This window comes from Phocaeicola dorei (genome assembly GCF_013009555.1).
Classification (GTDB): Bacteria; Bacteroidota; Bacteroidia; order Bacteroidales; family Bacteroidaceae; genus Phocaeicola; species Phocaeicola dorei.
In genome coordinates this window covers 2072065-2089322 of the sequence record NZ_CP046176.1, presented here as the reverse complement: position 1 = coordinate 2089322, position 17258 = coordinate 2072065, and the positions used below count along the sequence as shown (strand labels likewise).

Sequence of the window (17258 nt, the reverse complement as noted above, 5' to 3'; positions counted from 1 at the left end):
TCACTATTTATAGGTATTATAAGTTCATCTTCACCTCGCTTAGTTCAACCAGTTTATTTACGATAGCGTAAATAGTCAATCCGGCAGGTGAATGTATCTGTAGCTTGCGCGCAATATTCCGGCGGTGAGTTATCACCGTATGAATGGAGAGGAACAGTTTTTCCGCCGTTTCCTTATTTGTCATTCCACGTACCACGCAACAAATAATTTCTTTCTCACGCTGGCTCAACGTTTCCTGTTCGCCATCCGTCTCATCCACACCAAGATTCATCAGATCTACTAACTTTTTATTTAAAACTTCGATGTCATCATACAGCGCTATACTCTCATCGTAACCCTTCAACAAATTTGTATCTGTGACTGAACACAGCAAAGAAACGCACTTGGTAGATGCCTGTGGATAGTTCGATTTAAACTCGTCCACGTTAAACCATCCTCCGAAAGTAGGATTTATAATTAGAATATCCGGCTGATGTCCCTGCATACAATTCTGCAGTCCTTCAAGAGAAGTTATTTCCACCGGCTGTATTGTAAGATCAGGCATGCGCTTCAGCACAGCCACAAGTCCGCTACGCACAATGACTGACGTTTCGGCCACCGCAACGTGCACAGGTTCTGTCCGTTTCATTTCCCCTCCTTTTCTAGCCTAAGTACAGCAGGCACAAACAAGTAGTCCTCTACGCGGCAATGGGATGCCAAATCTTGTTCACAACTGAATATGTCGAATAATACGGCGTTCAACAAATGGTTATTTCCTTTTGCCGGATAATATTTAATAATGATGTTTTTTAGCTCAGTCAGTGTCGCATCTATCTGATCATGCCTGCGGGCAAACTGTGAGATACGGAATCCTCCCGTTTCTCGTCCTGCCATCAGATTCTCTACGTAGGTAAACACATTCATATCTTCATAATCCATGTGTTTACGCACTTCTCCGGCATACTGATCAAAAAATTTCAAAATGAGAAATGCAACCTCACTTTCCGTGGAACAATCTATAGCTTCTATCAGTTTACGACGTATAGTAGGCAGACAGAAATCAAGGAAATAATGATGTGCCTGTTTTAAATAATTCATCAATGAAGGCATAGAAATGTCCTTCACATCGTCCTCCATCCGGTCGCTATCTTCAATCATGAAGTTCACCACCGCAAGAAAAGTACGACAATCCACTCCATTTTCACGGCACACCTCCTGTACAGTCTTGTCTCCAAACCCCAACGAAAGATCAAAACGGCTCATTACCTGTAGCAATGTATAGTTATCACAGATAAGATAACTCATTTTGTCCGTCGGAGTATATTTACTTGTTTTATACATAGTTATGTTTTTTGTTTCTCTTTATGGCCGCAAAGTTACGGAAAATCACTAGGGTTATCAATCACTATAAATAGGTATTTTTTCTTGTACCCCATAATTCCCGTTCAACTAGCCAATGACAGTCTTCTAATTACACATTAATATATAGCCGTTAAGATAAGTGGCAAGAATCAACCACAAAAGATAAGGAACAAAAAGGTATGCCGAAGATTTCTTCACCGGATAACTTTCTATCATATAATAAACAACAAGCACATCCAGCACCAAAATGTTTGCAAAACCTAGCAACGGACTCCGGAGATAAAAGAAGAAAATGCTCCATGTAAAATTAAACAAGAGCTGGAACCCGAATAATCTGATAATCATTTGTCGTCTTATTGTCCACATATGCCAAATCAACCCGATAGAAATTCCCATGCACAGATAGATAAGGCTCCAAGCAATGGGAAAAGCCATATCAGGTGGTGTAAGAGAAGGTTTGTCCAATGTAGGATACCAGTTGAGTATGGCCTCCGACTGAAAATAAGAAGCAGTACAGCCTACACCAAAACAGATGAGTATGGCAATCAGTATGGGAATTATTTTTTTCATAAGGAGAATTATTTCTATTTATACTATGATTAACAAACCAATCTCTGGATTTGTTGCAGAAACAGAACACTTCTCCCATACAGGTATCTAAAAAACGTGCTCCCATTCGTTCGCTTACGATGGGAGCACTTACAACACAAAAACTAAACTAGACTTAACTAAACTATTCTATTAAGAAGTTTCACAACTTCCCTTGTCTATGCCGCAAATATAAAAAGATTATTTCTTTTTAGCAAAAGGATATCGACAAAATATCAACTTTTATCGTTCAAATATCAACTTTTTCAAACAGAATGACTATTTAAGTACATCTGTAACTCCTGTTTATAACTATCGGAAATCGGAATATACTCCTTACCGAAAACAATCCGCCCCCGGTCAACCACCTTGATTTTACTCTTTTGCACTATAAACGAGCGATGTACGCGAATGAAACGACTAGAAGGAAGCTTCTCTTCCATAGCTTTCATACTGACAAGTGACAAGATAGCTTTCGGCTCATCCTCCACATGTATTTTAATATAATCCTTCAACCCTTCTATATATAGTATTCGGTCTAAAGCAATTCGGAGCAATTTATAATCACTTTTTACATATATACAATCATCCGCCTCATCAGCATCAACACCATTATCTGCCTTCTGTTTCAGTTCATACCATTGCACCGCTTTATTCACCGATTGCAAAAAATCGACATAGCTGATAGGTTTCAACAAATAGTCCAAGGCATTGACTTTATAACTATCCAAGGCATACTGTCCGAATGCAGTAGTAAAAATAATCCTTGTTTCGGGACTGACCATGCGTGAAAACTCCAAACCGTTCAACTCGGGCATTTGAATATCAAGGAACAAGACATGTACCTCCTCGCGGAGAGGAATTTCTGTCATAGCTTGCACCGCGCTGGAATACCTCCCTACCAACCGGAGAAAAGAAGTTTTTTCCACATAGCTTCTCAGCAATTCCAAAGCCAGCGGCTCATCATCTACAATAGCACAATTCAGTATCATAAGCTTTTAGTCTGTATAGTTAATATAGAAGAATATACCTGTCCGTTCTCACTGATCCCTTTTATCCATTCGTAATGTCCCGGATAAATCAGTTCCAACCGTTTGCTTACCTGTTCCAGCCCCACCCCGCTTCCACTTTTATCTTGCCCAGACTTCGGATGATTGCTGTTAAGGATCTCACATCTCACCGTACCATCCGTATGCCCGGAGATAGAAATACTGATAAAACTGTCTACCGTGGGGCTGATGCCATGCTTGAACGCATTTTCTATCAGTGATATGAAAATAAGGGGAGCGATCTGCAACGCACCTCCGGAGTCTACCTCCAAATTCACACTTACTTCTACCTGCTGTGGCAGACGGATACGCATCAAAGCTACATAATTACGGATAAAGTCCAATTCTTTTTCAAGTGGGACAAAAGTCTGCTGATTGTCATAGAGCACATGCCGTAACAATTTGCTCAGTTCCTGTACCGCCTCCTGCGCCTTGTCACTGTTAAAAGCAATCAAGGCATAAATATTATTTAATGTATTGAGCAGAAAATGAGGGTTCAGCTGGTTCTTCAAGTTTTTCAGCTCCGCTTCCGTCTTTTGCCTCTCAGCTTCTATCAAACGCTCTTCCGCCTGACGCCAACGCAGACTGGTACGAATGGCCGCACCCAACCCGGCGACGAATATCATCATCCCCATATCCCGCGCATAGAATATCCATCGAGGTGGAATATGACGCGCAAATTCAGGAGGCGGAGGCGTACTTATACTTTCCAGAAATACATGAAGAAGCACACTCAGGCAGAGTATCAGCACGGCATTGCTCAGAATATACTTACGCATTTCATCCGTGAACATATAGCGGGGAACCAGCCACAAGTAATTGACATAGAAGATAACGAAATAGCACAGAGGAACACAACTGTGCCGCAAGAATTGGGCCAGGTTAAAGCCGCTTCCCCGGTCCATAAAGACCAACGGGAAGCCAAATATGAGCAGCCAACTGACGATATGGATGCTCAGTTCCAAAAAACGTCGCTGTGAAAATAATTGTTTCATATAGGCAAAGATAAGAAAGATTAGGTTAGAAATAAGATTTCTACGGCTCTTATTCTGTTATTCATACGTTCAAGTTTGGCTTCCCACAGCTATGGGCCGCGCTCTTCACAGTTATGGAGAGCGCAACCCATAGTTATGAGGAGCGCTCTCCACAACCGTGGGGAGGCAAACCCGAACGTATGTTCCGGCATTTCTCTCCATACAGAAAACCTTTTCCGCCCTTATTCATAACGCAAAGCGTCTATCGGGTCAAGGTCTGCGGCCTTCTTTGCCGGATACCATCCGAAGAACACACCAGTAACGGTACATACCAGAAAGGAGAGCAACACGCTCCAAGGTTGGATAAACACAGGCCAATGCGCTATTGCCTTAATCATAAAGCTGGCTCCGCAACCTATAATCACTCCTATCAAGCCACCCGTAATACTGATCAGGATAGCCTCTATCAAAAACTGGCTCAGAATATCGACCCCTCGTGCCCCGACCGACATGCGCAGACCGATCTCACGGGTACGTTCTGTTACAGACACATACATGATATTCATGATACCAATACCTCCGACTACCAGAGAGATGCCGGCAATACAAGCCAGCAAAGTGGTCATCAGGTCCGTTGTGGTGTTGAGCATACTGCTCAATTCCTGCTGGGTGCGGATGGTAAAGTCGTCAGCGTCCGTTTCTTTCAGCTTATGTTCACGGCGCAGGATGGTCGTTATCTCATCTACTGCTTCCTCGGTCATTTCTTCTGTCAGAGCCGAAGCAAAAATTCCACTTAGGTAAGTCTGTGCCAGCAGTCGTTTCATCACCGTGCTATAAGGAGCCAGTACCACATCGTCCTGGTCCATGCCCATCGAGTTATACCCTTTTGATTTCAGCACACCGATTACCCGGAAAGGAATTTGGTTACAACGAATCACTTTCCCTATCGGATCCGATCCGTCGGGAAAAAGATTATCGACAATGGTCTTGCCAATGACACAGACCTTGGCTGCCGTACGGATATCATTCTCGGTAAACATCTCCCCCTGTTCCACGGTGAGCTGGCGTATGGTAAGATAATCCATACTTACACCACTCACCGAAGACGGGTAGTTGTTGGCTCCCGCAACAAGTTGCCCCGAAGAAGAAACGTTGGGACTGATGCCGGAGAGATAAGTACACTCTTCGCTCAACTTTTCATAATTTTCCAGTTTCAGTGTCTGCATGGCCGAAGGGTCTTGGCGGACCCCTCCACGCATCTCTGCTCCCGGATGAATCATAATCATGTTTGACCCCATCTCCGAGATTTGTTGCTGGATGCTCTTTTTCGAGCCCTGACCGATGGCAAGCATAGCAATGACTGATGCCACACCGATGATGATCCCCAACATGGTGAGGAAAGCGCGGAGCTTGTTGTTGGCAAGGGCCCGGAGAGCTATTTTAAATAGATTTGTTCCGTTCATAATGATTCTTTTTTATGGTTAGTCCTCGTCATTCTTGGGCAAGGCAGCCAGTGCGGCAGCGGCCGAAAGGATCTGAGGATTGACGGTATCTTCCACTACATGCCCGTCACGCAAGCGGATATTACGGCTGCTATACTGGGCTATTTCGGGATTGTGAGTGACAAAAATAAGCGTACGGCCTTCGGCGTGCAACTTTTGGAAAAGTACCAGAATCTCGAAAGAGGTACGGGTATCCAGATTACCGGTCGCTTCATCAGCCAAAATAACGGCAGGATTATTCACCAAGGCACGGGCAATGGCCACACGTTGCATCTGTCCGCCGGACATCTGATTGGATTTATGTTCCAGACGGTCACCCAGTCCCACAGCTATCAGTGATTCAATGGCACGTTTCCGTCTTTCGGAAGCCGATACGGACGAGTTATACATCAAGGGCAACTCCACATTCTCTACGGCAGTCGTCTTAGGCAACAGATTATAGTTCTGAAATACGAAACCTATTTTACGATTACGCAACACAGCCCTCTGAGGTTTGCTCATGGTACGCACGGACACACCATCCAACAGGTATTCACCACTGGTAGGGGTATCAAGACATCCCAAAGTATTCAGCAGAGTGGACTTGCCGGAACCGGAAGTACCCATGATCGTAACAAACTCTCCCTCGTAGATGGTAAAAGAGATGCCACGCAGGGCGTGGACGGTTTCATCGCCTACCTGGAAGTTCCGTTTTATATTTTGTAATTCGATTATCTTTTTCATGTGATTTATTCTTTCAATGTAAACGGAAGCATTACCTTTTATTACTTGTTCTTTTTCTTATTGCTTCCCGGAGGACCTGGCATGAACGGACTTCTTTCACCTTCTCCGGCAGACGGTTCTTCCATTCCAGGCATAGCACCTTTCACTACCGTTTCTGTCACTACCGGTGTATTTTCAGTGATGCCACTCACAATCTCTGTCTTGCTGCCATCAGTAATACCTATTTTTACAGGATGGGCGGTAAAGGCATTGTTATCCAGTGTCCACACTTTATGACTGCTCTGGCAATCGTTTATCTTACGGCCTCCCACTATGTCCTTGTTGGGAGTAAAGCGCAAAGCCTTGTTGGGAACGGTCAACACATTATCCTTGGTCAATGTATAAATGGTAGCGTTGGCGGTAAGACGCGGTTTCAGTTTCAAATCAGGATTATCAGCTGTTATCACTACCTCATAAGTAACTACAGTGGTGCTGGTGGTTGTTGAAGAGCTGCTGCTCGTGCTGTTCGTGCTCCCCAAACGAATCTGTCTGACTACTCCTTCGAACACATCGTCGGGATAAGCATCCACGGTAAAGGTTACACGGGCTCCTTCCTCCACCCCGGCAATATCGGCTTCATCCACATCGGCCACCACTTGCATCTTGGTCAAGTCGGCAGCGATGGTGAACAGTGTCGGAGTCTCGAAACCGGATGCTACGGTCTGTCCTTCTTCCACATCACGGCTGGTCACCACTCCATCAATGGGCGAGGTGATGGTTGCGTATGACAGGTTACGCTCAGCCTTTGCCAGAGCCGCCTTGCTTTGCTCCAATGCACTTTGGGCACGTTGGAAATTATAAACCGTTTCTTCATAGTCCGTATCGCTGATTAATTGCTTCTCGTGCAGCTTACGGTTACGGTCGTATAATTTCTTCTGATAGTCGTACTCTGCCTTATTGCCGTCATAGGTGGCCTTTGCCGACTGAAGTTCACTTTGCAATGTCACTTTATCCATCTCGGCTATCAATTCTCCTTTCTTTACCACGGAGTTGTAATCCACATAAATCTTATCAATGATACCGGATACCTGCGTACCCACTTCCACCTCTGTCACCGGCTCTATGGTTCCGGTAGCAGTGATGAAATTGCTGACATTGCCTTTCGTTACAGCTTCCGTTGCGAAATCGACCGTACTTTTCCCCTCCGGTCCGCCAAGCATCCAGAAACCGCCTGCCACGACCACTACGGCTACTGCTGTAGTAAGGATAATTTTCTTCTTTTCCATAATATAATATGTATAGCGTTATGATTATAATTTTATATCCTGACCTGCATAGAAGTTCAGTAAAGTCCGGTCCAGGATAGCCATATATTTGGCCTGGATACGTTGCTGCTGTGCACTGAGCAGGTTATTTTTCTCGGTAAGCAACTCTACGGTATTCTTCATTCCCAAATTGAACTGCTCGCTGACCATCTCGTAACTGGCCTGGCTACTTTTCAGTTTGCTTTCGGCCGCCGCATATTGCTCTTGAGCGTTAGTAGCGTCCAGCCACAGACTTTCTATATTCTTATAGAGTTCCTTTTGTTTGTTTATCAGATCGAGCAGACTACTGTCATATTGCAAGCGTGCCTTCTGTACGGCACTTTTATTCTGGCGGTTATCAAAAATCGGAATATTTATGTTCAATCCTATCATATTGTTCCAGCCATACTTCATTTGTTTGCTCCAGCTATTGTCACTGGCACTGTTTGTCATACTCCCCGTAGATGCACTCAGACTGATGGTAGGGAGATAGCCAGCTTTAGCCACTGATATATCCAGTTTGGAATTCTCGATGCTCAACTTGCTGCTTTGGATTTCCGGACGTGATGCCAAAGCCTGCTGATAAACATCCTCCTGAGCAGGCAGCGGTTGCAAGACATGCTCATCGGCGAGTTCGGGAAGAACCAAATCCATTTCTTCCGCACCGTCCAGTTCCAACAACTGCTTCAACTGCAATTTATAGTCGCGCAAGGAGCTTTCGGAGGTCACCAACTGATATTTGTCACTGCTTACTTGTGATTCCAACTGCGCCAAATCGGCCTTCGAAATACTCCCTTCCTGAAAGAGCTCTTTGCCCCTGTCGTATGTGGCCTGGCTCACCTGTAAGGTATTCCGGTTAATCTTCACCGACTCGTCGGCATAAAGTATCTGGATGAATATTTGTGCAATCTGCTCTTGCAGAGAGTTCTCCGTTTCGGTTACGGCAAGCCCTGCTATCTGCTGACTAGTCCTCCTCTGCTTGATCGTATTCAAGCGTTTGTTACCGTTCCACAAGGTCCACTGCGCGTTCAGACCATAGTTTCCATTATAAGTGGTTTTACTATCACTACTGATGATCTCCGTTCCGCTTACCGTGTTACTGGTTTCCTGATACGGACGGTTCGTCACATTCTGTCCTGTGCTGAACGACAGACTGGGAAAGAGGGCGGCTTTGGCGGTTTTCACATCTACCGAGCTCTCTTCCAATGAGATTTTATCCTGCTGCAATTGGATATTTTTCTCCAATGCATAGTCAATGCAGTCGTCCAGCGTCCATTTTTTGGCTTCTTGGGCGGAAACCGAAGTAACCGCGGCCAAAATCATTGCGAAATATACTACTCGTTGTCTCATCCTTTTTACTATTTAATTTGTTGATACAAAAGTAGAGGACCGTGATATTTTTAGCAATAAATATAGATTTGCGGAAGATTTCTATGGACAAAAACTTGCTTTTTACCGATAAAGTGTTTTTCTTTGTAATTATTACAACTTTAAGATAAATTTATGAATGATTCTTTGTTAACACGCATCTGGATATTCTATCGCGACGGCTTTCGCGAGATGACCTTGGGACGTACCCTCTGGGCGATTATTCTTATCAAATTATTCATCATGTTCTTTATTCTGAAACTTTTCTTTTTCCCCTCCTTCCTTGGCGGCAAGACAACGGAAGAGAAACAACAGTATGTAGGTGAAGAGTTAATAGAACGGGCAAATCCATAAACATTTAAATAAATCAGAAAGTTATGTTTGAAAACATTGACACTTCGTTAATTGACTGGTCAAGAGCGCAGTTTGCTTTGACGGCCATGTATCACTGGCTTTTCGTGCCTCTCACTTTGGGATTGGCTGTGATAATGGGGCTCATGGAGACCTTTTATGTGACAACAGGTAAGGAATTCTGGAAGAACACAGCCAAGTTTTGGATGAAACTGTTTGGAATCAATTTCGCCGTAGGTGTCGCCACCGGTCTGATTCTGGAATTTGAGTTCGGAACCAACTGGAGTAACTATTCCTGGTTTGTGGGAGATATTTTCGGAGCCCCACTGGCCATCGAAGGAATTCTGGCATTCTTTATGGAAGCCACTTTCATTGCCGTTATGTTCTTCGGCTGGAACAAAGTGAGCAAGCGTTTCCACCTGGCATCCACCTGGCTCACCGGACTGGGAGCAACAATCTCCGCCTGGTGGATTCTAGTCGCCAATGCCTGGATGCAATATCCTGTAGGAATGGCTTTCAATCCCGAAACAGTAAGAAATGAAATGGTGAACTTTGCAGCTGTCGCCCTCTCTCCCATGGCTGTCGCCAAGTTCTTCCACACAGTGTTAAGCAGCTGGATACTGGGAGCCGTTTTTGTAGTAGGAATAAGTTGTTGGTATTTATTGCGCAACCGTCAGAAGGAGTTCGCTCTGAGCAGCATTAAAGTTGCCGCCGCCGTAGGTCTGTTCGCTTCTCTCGTCACTGCATGGACGGGTGATATTTCGGGAGTACAGGTAGCCAAAGTACAGCCTATGAAAATGGCCGCCGCCGAAGGATTACACGATGGTGGAAACGGAGTGCCCTTCACCATTGTAGGAGATTTGAAAATCCCCAAAATGCTTTCCATTCTTGCCACTCACGACATAGACGGCTATGTCCCGGGTATCAACAATCTGCTGGAAGGTGGTTATCAGATGCCCGACGGTACAACGGCTTTATCGGCCGAAGAGAAAATTAAACGCGGACAGATTGCCATCGCCGCTCTGGATGCATTCCGCAAAGCGCATAAGGCAGGTGACGAAGCAAGCGCCGCCGTAGCTCGCAAGACATTGGACGAAAACGTGAAATATTTTGGTTACGGATATATCAAGGACCCCACCCATCTGGTTCCTAATGTGGAACTTACTTTCTGGTCATTCCGGGTCATGGTGGGACTGGGAGGTTATTTCATCCTGTTCTTTATCATCGTATTGATTGTATCGAAAAAAGAGAAACTGGCCGATATGCGATGGCTGCAACGGGTGGCTTTGTGGACTATTCCGTTAGCCTACATCGGTAGTCAGGCAGGCTGGGTGGTAGCCGAGGTAGGGCGCCAGCCATGGGCTATACAGGATATGCTGCCCGTAGGAGCAGCCATCTCCAAGTTACAGACAGGGTCTGTACAACTTACTTTCTTTATTTTCCTTCTGTTGTTCACCGTTCTGCTCTTTGCAGAAATAGGTATTATGCTGAAGGCTATCAAGAAAGGGCCGGAGGGAATCAAGAATTGAGAACTAAGGTTTCTTCAGTTCTATCTTTCAATATTCAATTCTCCATTTTTAAATTAGAACATTATGGACTATATATTTTTACAAAATTATTGGTGGTTCCTGGTATCGTTACTGGGAGCCCTGTTGGTGTTCCTGCTCTTTGTACAGGGTGGTAATTCCTTATTGTTCACGCTGGGACGCAATGACGAAGAACGTGCCTTGCTGGTAAACTCCACAGGACGCAAGTGGGAGTTTACTTTTACCACTTTAGTCACTTTCGGGGGCGCTTTCTTCGCTTCTTTCCCACTGTTCTACAGTACCAGCTTCGGCGGTGCTTACTGGTTGTGGATGATTATTCTTTTCAGTTTCGTATTGCAGGCTGTCTCATACGAGTTCCAATCCAAGCTGGGCAATCTGCTGGGCAAACGCACTTACCAATGGTTTCTGGTTATAAACGGCATTGTGGGTCCGTTGTTGCTGGGAGGAGCCGTGGCTACTTTCTTTACCGGCTCCAATTTCCTGGTTAATAAAGGCAACATGGGCAATGAACTGATGCCTGTCATCAGCAGTTGGGCCAACGGATGGCACGGACTGGATGCGCTGACTAATCCTTGGAATCTGGTCTTGGGATTCGCCGTATTCTTCCTGGCCCGTCTTTTGGGTAATCTTTATTTTATCAATAACATCCGGGATAAAGACTTGATTCCCCGTTGCCGCCGTCAGCTTATAACCGATGCGATTCCTTTCCTTATCCTGTTTCTGGCTTTCGTTATCCGCACTTTATTAGCCGACGGTTTCGCTGTAAATCCCGAAACAAAGGAAATTTATATGGAACCTTACAAGTATTTCCTCAATCTGATGGATATACCCCTATTGCTGGTATTGTTCCTCATCGGAGTGGTCGGGGTTCTTTGGGGCATTGGAAAAGCTGTATTCAGCAAGACTGCCACCAATGGTATCTGGTTTGCCGGTCCCGGTGTCGTGCTCACTGTATTAGCTTTATTACTTTGCGCAGGATATAATAATACAGCTTACTACCCGTCTACAGCCGATTTACAAAGTTCGCTGACTTTGGCCAACAGTTGCTCCAGCGAGTTTACCCTACGCACCATGGCATACGTTTCCATTCTGGTACCTTTCGTTCTGGCCTATATCATTTATGCTTGGCGTGCCATAGACCGCAAGCCCATTACCGCAAAGGAACTGGAACAAGACGGACACGCCTATTAAAGAGTCTTAATGGATTATAGTGAAGGCATCCTGTTTTGCAAATAGCTGTAAACAGGATGCCTTTCTATGTTAAATAACATTGTTTCAACCTATAAAATGAAGAGAATATCTTGCAAATTTCCGAAATATCCGTACCTTTGCATTGTGTTTTTCATAGTATTAGATTTAAGGTTAACAAAGGTTGGAGCAAGGCGTTGCTCCTTTTTTTATATCTATAGGACACATAGCGTCCATAGTTGATTCATTTCCCATCTAGAAAGTTATTTTCGTTTAAACTCTTCATCTAAAAGAAATATTATGATACAAGTGATGCATACAGTTGCGGATTACGTGCATGATGCCAGATATAGGATGCCGGATAGACCTCTTCCTTATTTTTATCAAGGATTTCTTTCAGAATACTGCATTTGTTCTCGCCCGTCACCAGAAAACAGGTATGCCGGGCTTCTATCAAAGGACGTCCCGTCATGCATATACGCACTGTTTTATTATAAGGATTGACGGACACCTCATACGGTTCCCCGGCGGTAAGAAGTCCCTGATGGTCGGGGAAAATGGATGATGTATGCCCGTCCTCTCCTATCCCTAATAATACAAAATCAAAAACAGGCACACCGTCCATGGTCGGAACGGTGGTCTTGACTATGGAAGAATACTGTTTGGCTTCTTCTTCGGGAGCGCCCTCACCCACAATACGGTAGTAATGACTGGCAGGAATACCTACCTTGCCAAGCAGCAGACGATGGGCCAAGCCAAAGTTGCTCTGATCATCGCCAGGTGGCACGCAACGCTCGTCCACCCAATAGAAATAAATACGGGGCCAAGGGGTATATGCGGCATATTCACGCTCCCAAACCTCAAAAAGTGTGGCAGGAGTAGTTCCTCCGGAAAGAGCAATGGTAAAAGGCCGTTCAGGCTCTTTATCCATCGCTTCCAATATATGAGTTATCAAGGCTTGCGACGCTTGTACAGGCGACGCATACAAGTTATGGTCAATCATCTTATTCACTATTTATTACTCAGAGTTTGCTGTTTAAATTTACTATTCACAGATGACGACTTACAATTTACAGTATAAATTGGAATGTGTCAGATTCTTGCACGGGTTTGTCCATTCGGCATGACTGCGGTTGATCAACACATCCGCTTCTTTTGGTCCCCATGTTCCTGCAGGATACCCATAAAGAGGAGTTTCGGGATGCTTCTTCCAATAATCCAGAATCTTGTCAAAGTAAGTCCAGCTCTCGTCCACGGCATCGGAACGGGTAAAAAGTGTAGGATCACCCGCCAGACTGTCTTCCAACAGGCGTACGTACGCATCCCCCGTTTCCTGATCGTGCTGGTCATAGCTGAAATCCATCTCCATGGTTCCCATATAGAAACCGGCACCAGGTTCTTTCATGGCTATGCGCTGAAGAATTCCCTCGTCGGGCTGAATACGGATAATCAGTTCCTCACCTTTATACAAGCCCTCCTTCATTTGAAACATCTGCATAGGGGCCGGTTTGAAATGAATCACAATTTCGGTCACCTTGGTAGGCATCTGCTTGCCGGTACGGATATAAAAAGGTACTCCCTGCCAACGCCAGTTGTCCACATACAGGCACATCGCCACGTAGGTATCCGTACGGGAATCAGGATGAACATTCTTTTCTTCACGATAACCGATACGGTCGTCACCGGCAATATATTGTCCGCGGACAACGTTATCACGGATATACTCATCAGTCAGCGGACGAAGGGACTGATAGACTTTGATCACCTCGTTACGAAAACCATTCTTGTCAAACTTGGCAGGCGGTTCCATGGCAGTAATGGCAAGCAACTGCATCAGGTGGTTCTGTACCATATCACGCAGAGCTCCCGCTCCGTCATAATACCCTCCGCGAGTACCTATACCCATATTTTCCACCGCAGTGATTTCCACATGATCTATATAGTTACGGTTCCATATCGGTTCGTAAATGGTACTTCCAAAACGGGTCACCATAATATTCTGTACCGTTTCCTTGCCTAGGAAATGATCGATACGGTAAATATCCTCTTCTTTAAAATAAGCGGCATAGATCTTATTCAGTTTCTGAGCAGAAGCAAGGTCGTATCCAAAAGGCTTCTCGACAATGATACGCTTTAATCCGGGCTTTTTCAGCAAGCCCGCATCATGCAGATATTTCGGAATCAGTTCATAAAGCAATGGCGGAGTGGCCAGGTAGAATAAATAATTCCCATTATTCTCATATTGAGGTGAAAGCTCCTTCAGACGGTCATTCAGCAGAGAATAAGTGGTTTCGTCCGCCGGGTCCATGGACTGATAATGGACAGTAGAGAGAAAATCGTCCAATGTTTCCATCTCTTCTTTTGTAAGAGAACCGGACTTTATCAGTTCTTCTTTCAAATAAGCACGATAGGTTTCGTCCGTATATGCAGTACGGGCACAGCCGATAATGGCAAAATGCTCGGGGAAGCGTTTCCCGTTATGTATCTTTATCAGGGCAGGCATCAGTTTGCGCCGGGTTAAATCACCGGATGCACCGAAGATGACCAAAAATAAACTATGTGGTAAACTCATGATTCTTTCTTTTAAAAATGAATGTATAATGCTTTGTGTTGCGACGTATCAATAGTTGTCTTCCCAATGTTCGTGGAAAAATTCCCCCCGTGGACTGTCCACACGCTCGAAGGTATGAGCTCCGAAATAATCACGCATCGCCTGAATCATATTAGCCGGGGAATGGTTGGTGGTCAGACCCAGAAAATAATTCAACGCTGCGGAAAGTACAGGTACGGGCAATCCTTCTTTCAACATGACGCCGATGTATTTCTTCCACGCGGGCAGGGCTTCCGTTACTTCCCGTCCGAAATGCTCGTCCAGCAACAGATGCGACAATCCCGGCGCACGGCGATAGGCCTCGGCAATGTCGTTCAAGAAAGCGGAACGGATAATGCATCCGGCACGCCACAACAGGGCGATGGTGGAAAGATCCAATTTCCAGCCATATTGCTCACTGGCAGTGCGCATCAGAGCAAACCCTTGCGCATAACCTATCAGACGGGCGGCATACAAGGTACTCTCCAATCCGGCCACCGTATCCTGATAATTATATACCGGATGATTCTCCACATGCATATAATGCTGGGACATCAGCACACGCAAGTTCTTCTCCGCCGACAGATTACGGGCAAAAACAGCTTCGGCAATCACGTCCAGCGGCGTATTGAGTTGCAGAGAGTTAATGACACTCCAACGACCCGTTCCTTTTTGCCCGGCAGCATCCAGAATGTTGTCGAGCAAATAACCGCCTCCTTGTTCTTTATGACGCAGAATGGCTGAAGTAATCTCTATCAGGTAACTGTGCAGGCGTCCTTTGTTCCATTGTTCAAAAATATCCGCCATCTGTTCGTTCTTCAATGCCAGCAGATGCTTCATGGCGAAATAACTTTCAGCTATCAACTGCATATCCCCATATTCTATGCCATTGTGCACCATCTTCACATAGTGGCCTGCCCCACCGGGCCCCACCCATTCGCAACACGGAGTGCCGTCCTCGGCTTTTGCCGCAATACTTTTCAGCATCGGCTGAATGACCGGCCATGCCTCTTGCGCACCACCAGGCATGATGGACGCTCCATGCAGAGCACCCTCCTCACCTCCTGAGATACCGCAACCTACAAAGTACATTCCTTTATCATAAAGTTCCTTCACACGACGTTCCGTATCTTCATAATAAGAGTTCCCTCCATCAATGAGGATATCGCCCTTATCCAGTAAAGGAAGCAGCTTACCCATCAGTTCATCGACAGCCGGACCTGCCTGTACCATCAAGAGGATGACACGCGGAGCTTTCAGCGCTTCGACAAAATCCGTCAGTTCATTACTGCCTATGATACCTTTTCCTTTGGCACGGTTTGCTATAAAGTTATCTACTACATTTTCTTCTTTTCCGGGAACGGTACGGTTCCATACTACGACCTTCCATCCCTTGTCAGCGAGATTCAGAGCAAGGTTCTGCCCCATCACGCCTAATCCGATTAATCCTATATCTGCCTTTTCCATAAATTGTTCTTTTTATATTTAACAATTTAATAGGTAATTTGTTCAATAATTCTATCTTTGCAATTTGAACAATAGCACATTATCATGAAGAGGTTAAAAATCGGCTTATTAGCCCGGATTATCATCGCCATCGCATTGGGTATAGGATTCGGAAACGTTCTTCCCGGCGAACTGGTGAGAGTATTTGTGACTTTCAACGGGATCTTCAGCGAGTTCCTGGGTTTCATCATTCCGTTGATTATTCTCGGGCTGGTCACTCCCGCCATTGCCGATATCGGCAAGGAGGCGGGAAAGATGCTGGTAATCACAACGTTGGTGGCATACGGCGCCACTTTGTTCTCCGGATTCCTGTCTTATTTCACCGGAGTGACTTTATTCCCTTCCATGATCGCTCCGGGAGCACCGATAGAACAAATCAGTGAAGCGCATGACATTTCTCCGTTCTTCACCGTAGGCATTCCTCCGGTGATGAATGTGATGACTTCCTTGATCCTGGCCTTCACGCTAGGTCTGGGCATCGCACATCTGGATAGTACAGCGCTGAAAAACGTATGTAACGATTTCAAAGAAATCATAGTCAAGACCATCCAGACGGTGATTCTGCCCCTGCTGCCTATCTATATATTCGGTATATTCCTGAATATGACTCATTCCGGACAGGTATATAACATTCTGATGGTATTCATTAAAATTATCGGAGTAATTTTCCTGCTTCACATCTTCCTGCTGGTTTTTCAATATACCATTGCAGCGCTGTTTGTGCACCGGAACCCGTTCAAACTACTGGGAAAGATGATGCCTGCCTATTTCACAGCATTGGGCACACAGTCATCGGCGGCCACCATTCCGGTGACTTTGCGGCAGACCATCAAGAATGGGGTTACGGAGGATATAGCCGGATTTGTCATTCCGCTATGCGCCACAATTCATCTGTCGGGAAGCACGCTGAAGATTGTCGCTTGCGCACTGGCACTGATGATTATGCAAGGAATGCCTTTTGATTTCCCCATGTTTGCAGGATTTATCTTTATGCTGGGAATTACAATGGTAGCCGCACCTGGAGTACCGGGAGGAGCCATCATGGCTGCATTGGGGATCCTGTCTTCCATGCTGGGATTCGGAGAAAGTGAACAGGCTTTGATGATAGCACTTTACATTGCCATGGATAGTTTCGGCACTGCTTGCAATGTGACGGGCGATGGGGCTATCGCATTGATTATTGATAAGTTTTTCGGGAAGAAAAACCACCGGCCTATACAATAGAAAAAGCATTATCGAACTAAATAA

16 protein-coding genes are annotated in these 17258 nt (G+C 45.3%); 4 read left to right on the top strand and 12 right to left on the bottom strand.

Annotated features, from left to right (window positions below):
• Positions 1-16: 16 nt before the first annotated feature.
• The 9 genes from GKD17_RS08625 to GKD17_RS08585 all read right to left on the bottom strand — a co-directional run bounded on the left by GKD17_RS08625 (position 17) and on the right by GKD17_RS08585 (position 8810).
• Complete coding sequence (locus GKD17_RS08625) at positions 17-628, bottom strand: response regulator transcription factor (protein ID WP_007838373.1); 612 nt, start codon at positions 626-628, stop codon at positions 17-19.
• Complete coding sequence (locus tag GKD17_RS08620; RefSeq protein ID WP_007838372.1) at positions 625-1320, bottom strand: hemerythrin domain-containing protein; 696 nt, start codon at positions 1318-1320, stop codon at positions 625-627. Before GKD17_RS08620 ends, GKD17_RS08625 begins: the two co-directional genes overlap by 4 nt.
• A gap of 126 nt (positions 1321-1446) precedes the next feature.
• Positions 1447-1911: a TspO/MBR family protein gene (locus GKD17_RS08615; protein ID WP_007838367.1), complete on the bottom strand. Its 465-nt coding sequence runs from the start codon at positions 1909-1911 to the stop codon at positions 1447-1449.
• Positions 1912-2195: 284 nt separating this feature from the next.
• The gene (locus tag GKD17_RS08610; protein ID WP_007838363.1) at positions 2196-2921 is read right to left on the bottom strand and encodes a LytR/AlgR family response regulator transcription factor; all 726 of its coding nucleotides are present in this window, start codon (positions 2919-2921) and stop codon (positions 2196-2198) included.
• The gene (locus GKD17_RS08605; RefSeq protein ID WP_032936550.1) at positions 2918-3973 is read right to left on the bottom strand and encodes a sensor histidine kinase; all 1056 of its coding nucleotides are present in this window, start codon (positions 3971-3973) and stop codon (positions 2918-2920) included. Before GKD17_RS08605 ends, GKD17_RS08610 begins: the two co-directional genes overlap by 4 nt.
• A 221-nt stretch (positions 3974-4194) precedes the next feature.
• Positions 4195-5415 (bottom strand): ABC transporter permease, encoded by a 1221-nt coding sequence (locus tag GKD17_RS08600; RefSeq protein ID WP_007838356.1) that lies wholly within the window; start codon positions 5413-5415, stop codon positions 4195-4197.
• Between the two features lie 18 nt (positions 5416-5433).
• The gene (locus GKD17_RS08595) at positions 5434-6177 is read right to left on the bottom strand and encodes an ABC transporter ATP-binding protein (RefSeq protein ID WP_007838354.1); all 744 of its coding nucleotides are present in this window, start codon (positions 6175-6177) and stop codon (positions 5434-5436) included.
• Between the two features lie 41 nt (positions 6178-6218).
• Positions 6219-7442 carry an efflux RND transporter periplasmic adaptor subunit gene (locus tag GKD17_RS08590; RefSeq protein WP_007838348.1) on the bottom strand — a complete coding sequence of 408 codons (1224 nt, stop codon included), beginning with the start codon at positions 7440-7442 and terminating at the stop codon, positions 6219-6221.
• 24 nt (positions 7443-7466) lie between these two features.
• Positions 7467-8810 (bottom strand): TolC family protein, encoded by a 1344-nt coding sequence (locus GKD17_RS08585; protein WP_007838347.1) that lies wholly within the window; start codon positions 8808-8810, stop codon positions 7467-7469.
• Between the two features lie 153 nt (positions 8811-8963).
• On the opposite strand from GKD17_RS08585, the gene GKD17_RS08580 reads away from it, so the two are divergent.
• The 3 genes from GKD17_RS08580 (at position 8964) to cydB (ending at position 11917) form a co-directional block, all read left to right on the top strand.
• Positions 8964-9182: a DUF4492 domain-containing protein gene (locus tag GKD17_RS08580; RefSeq protein WP_007838346.1), complete on the top strand. Its 219-nt coding sequence runs from the start codon at positions 8964-8966 to the stop codon at positions 9180-9182.
• Positions 9183-9205: 23 nt separating this feature from the next.
• Positions 9206-10708: a cytochrome ubiquinol oxidase subunit I gene (locus tag GKD17_RS08575; RefSeq protein WP_007838345.1), complete on the top strand. Its 1503-nt coding sequence runs from the start codon at positions 9206-9208 to the stop codon at positions 10706-10708.
• A gap of 63 nt (positions 10709-10771) precedes the next feature.
• Positions 10772-11917: a cytochrome d ubiquinol oxidase subunit II gene (gene cydB / locus GKD17_RS08570; RefSeq protein WP_007838344.1), complete on the top strand. Its 1146-nt coding sequence runs from the start codon at positions 10772-10774 to the stop codon at positions 11915-11917.
• 295 nt (positions 11918-12212) lie between these two features.
• Here the strand turns inward: cydB and pgl are convergent, their stop codons facing one another.
• The 3 genes from pgl to gnd are packed head-to-tail and all read right to left on the bottom strand — an operon-like array spanning position 12213 to position 15971.
• Positions 12213-12917 carry a 6-phosphogluconolactonase gene (gene pgl, locus GKD17_RS08565; protein WP_007838343.1) on the bottom strand — a complete coding sequence of 235 codons (705 nt, stop codon included), beginning with the start codon at positions 12915-12917 and terminating at the stop codon, positions 12213-12215.
• A gap of 60 nt (positions 12918-12977) precedes the next feature.
• Positions 12978-14486, bottom strand: a complete 1509-nt coding sequence (gene zwf, locus GKD17_RS08560; protein WP_007838342.1) for a glucose-6-phosphate dehydrogenase — start codon at positions 14484-14486, stop codon at positions 12978-12980.
• A gap of 48 nt (positions 14487-14534) precedes the next feature.
• Entirely contained in the window at positions 14535-15971 is a 1437-nt protein-coding gene (gene gnd / locus GKD17_RS08555) for a decarboxylating NADP(+)-dependent phosphogluconate dehydrogenase (protein WP_007838341.1), read from the bottom strand.
• An 84-nt stretch (positions 15972-16055) separates the two neighbouring features.
• Between gnd and GKD17_RS08550 the strand changes: the two genes are divergently transcribed.
• On the top strand, positions 16056-17234 hold the full coding sequence (locus GKD17_RS08550) for a dicarboxylate/amino acid:cation symporter (protein ID WP_007838340.1): 1179 nt from the start codon (positions 16056-16058) through the stop codon (positions 17232-17234).
• Positions 17235-17258: the final 24 nt, after the last annotated feature.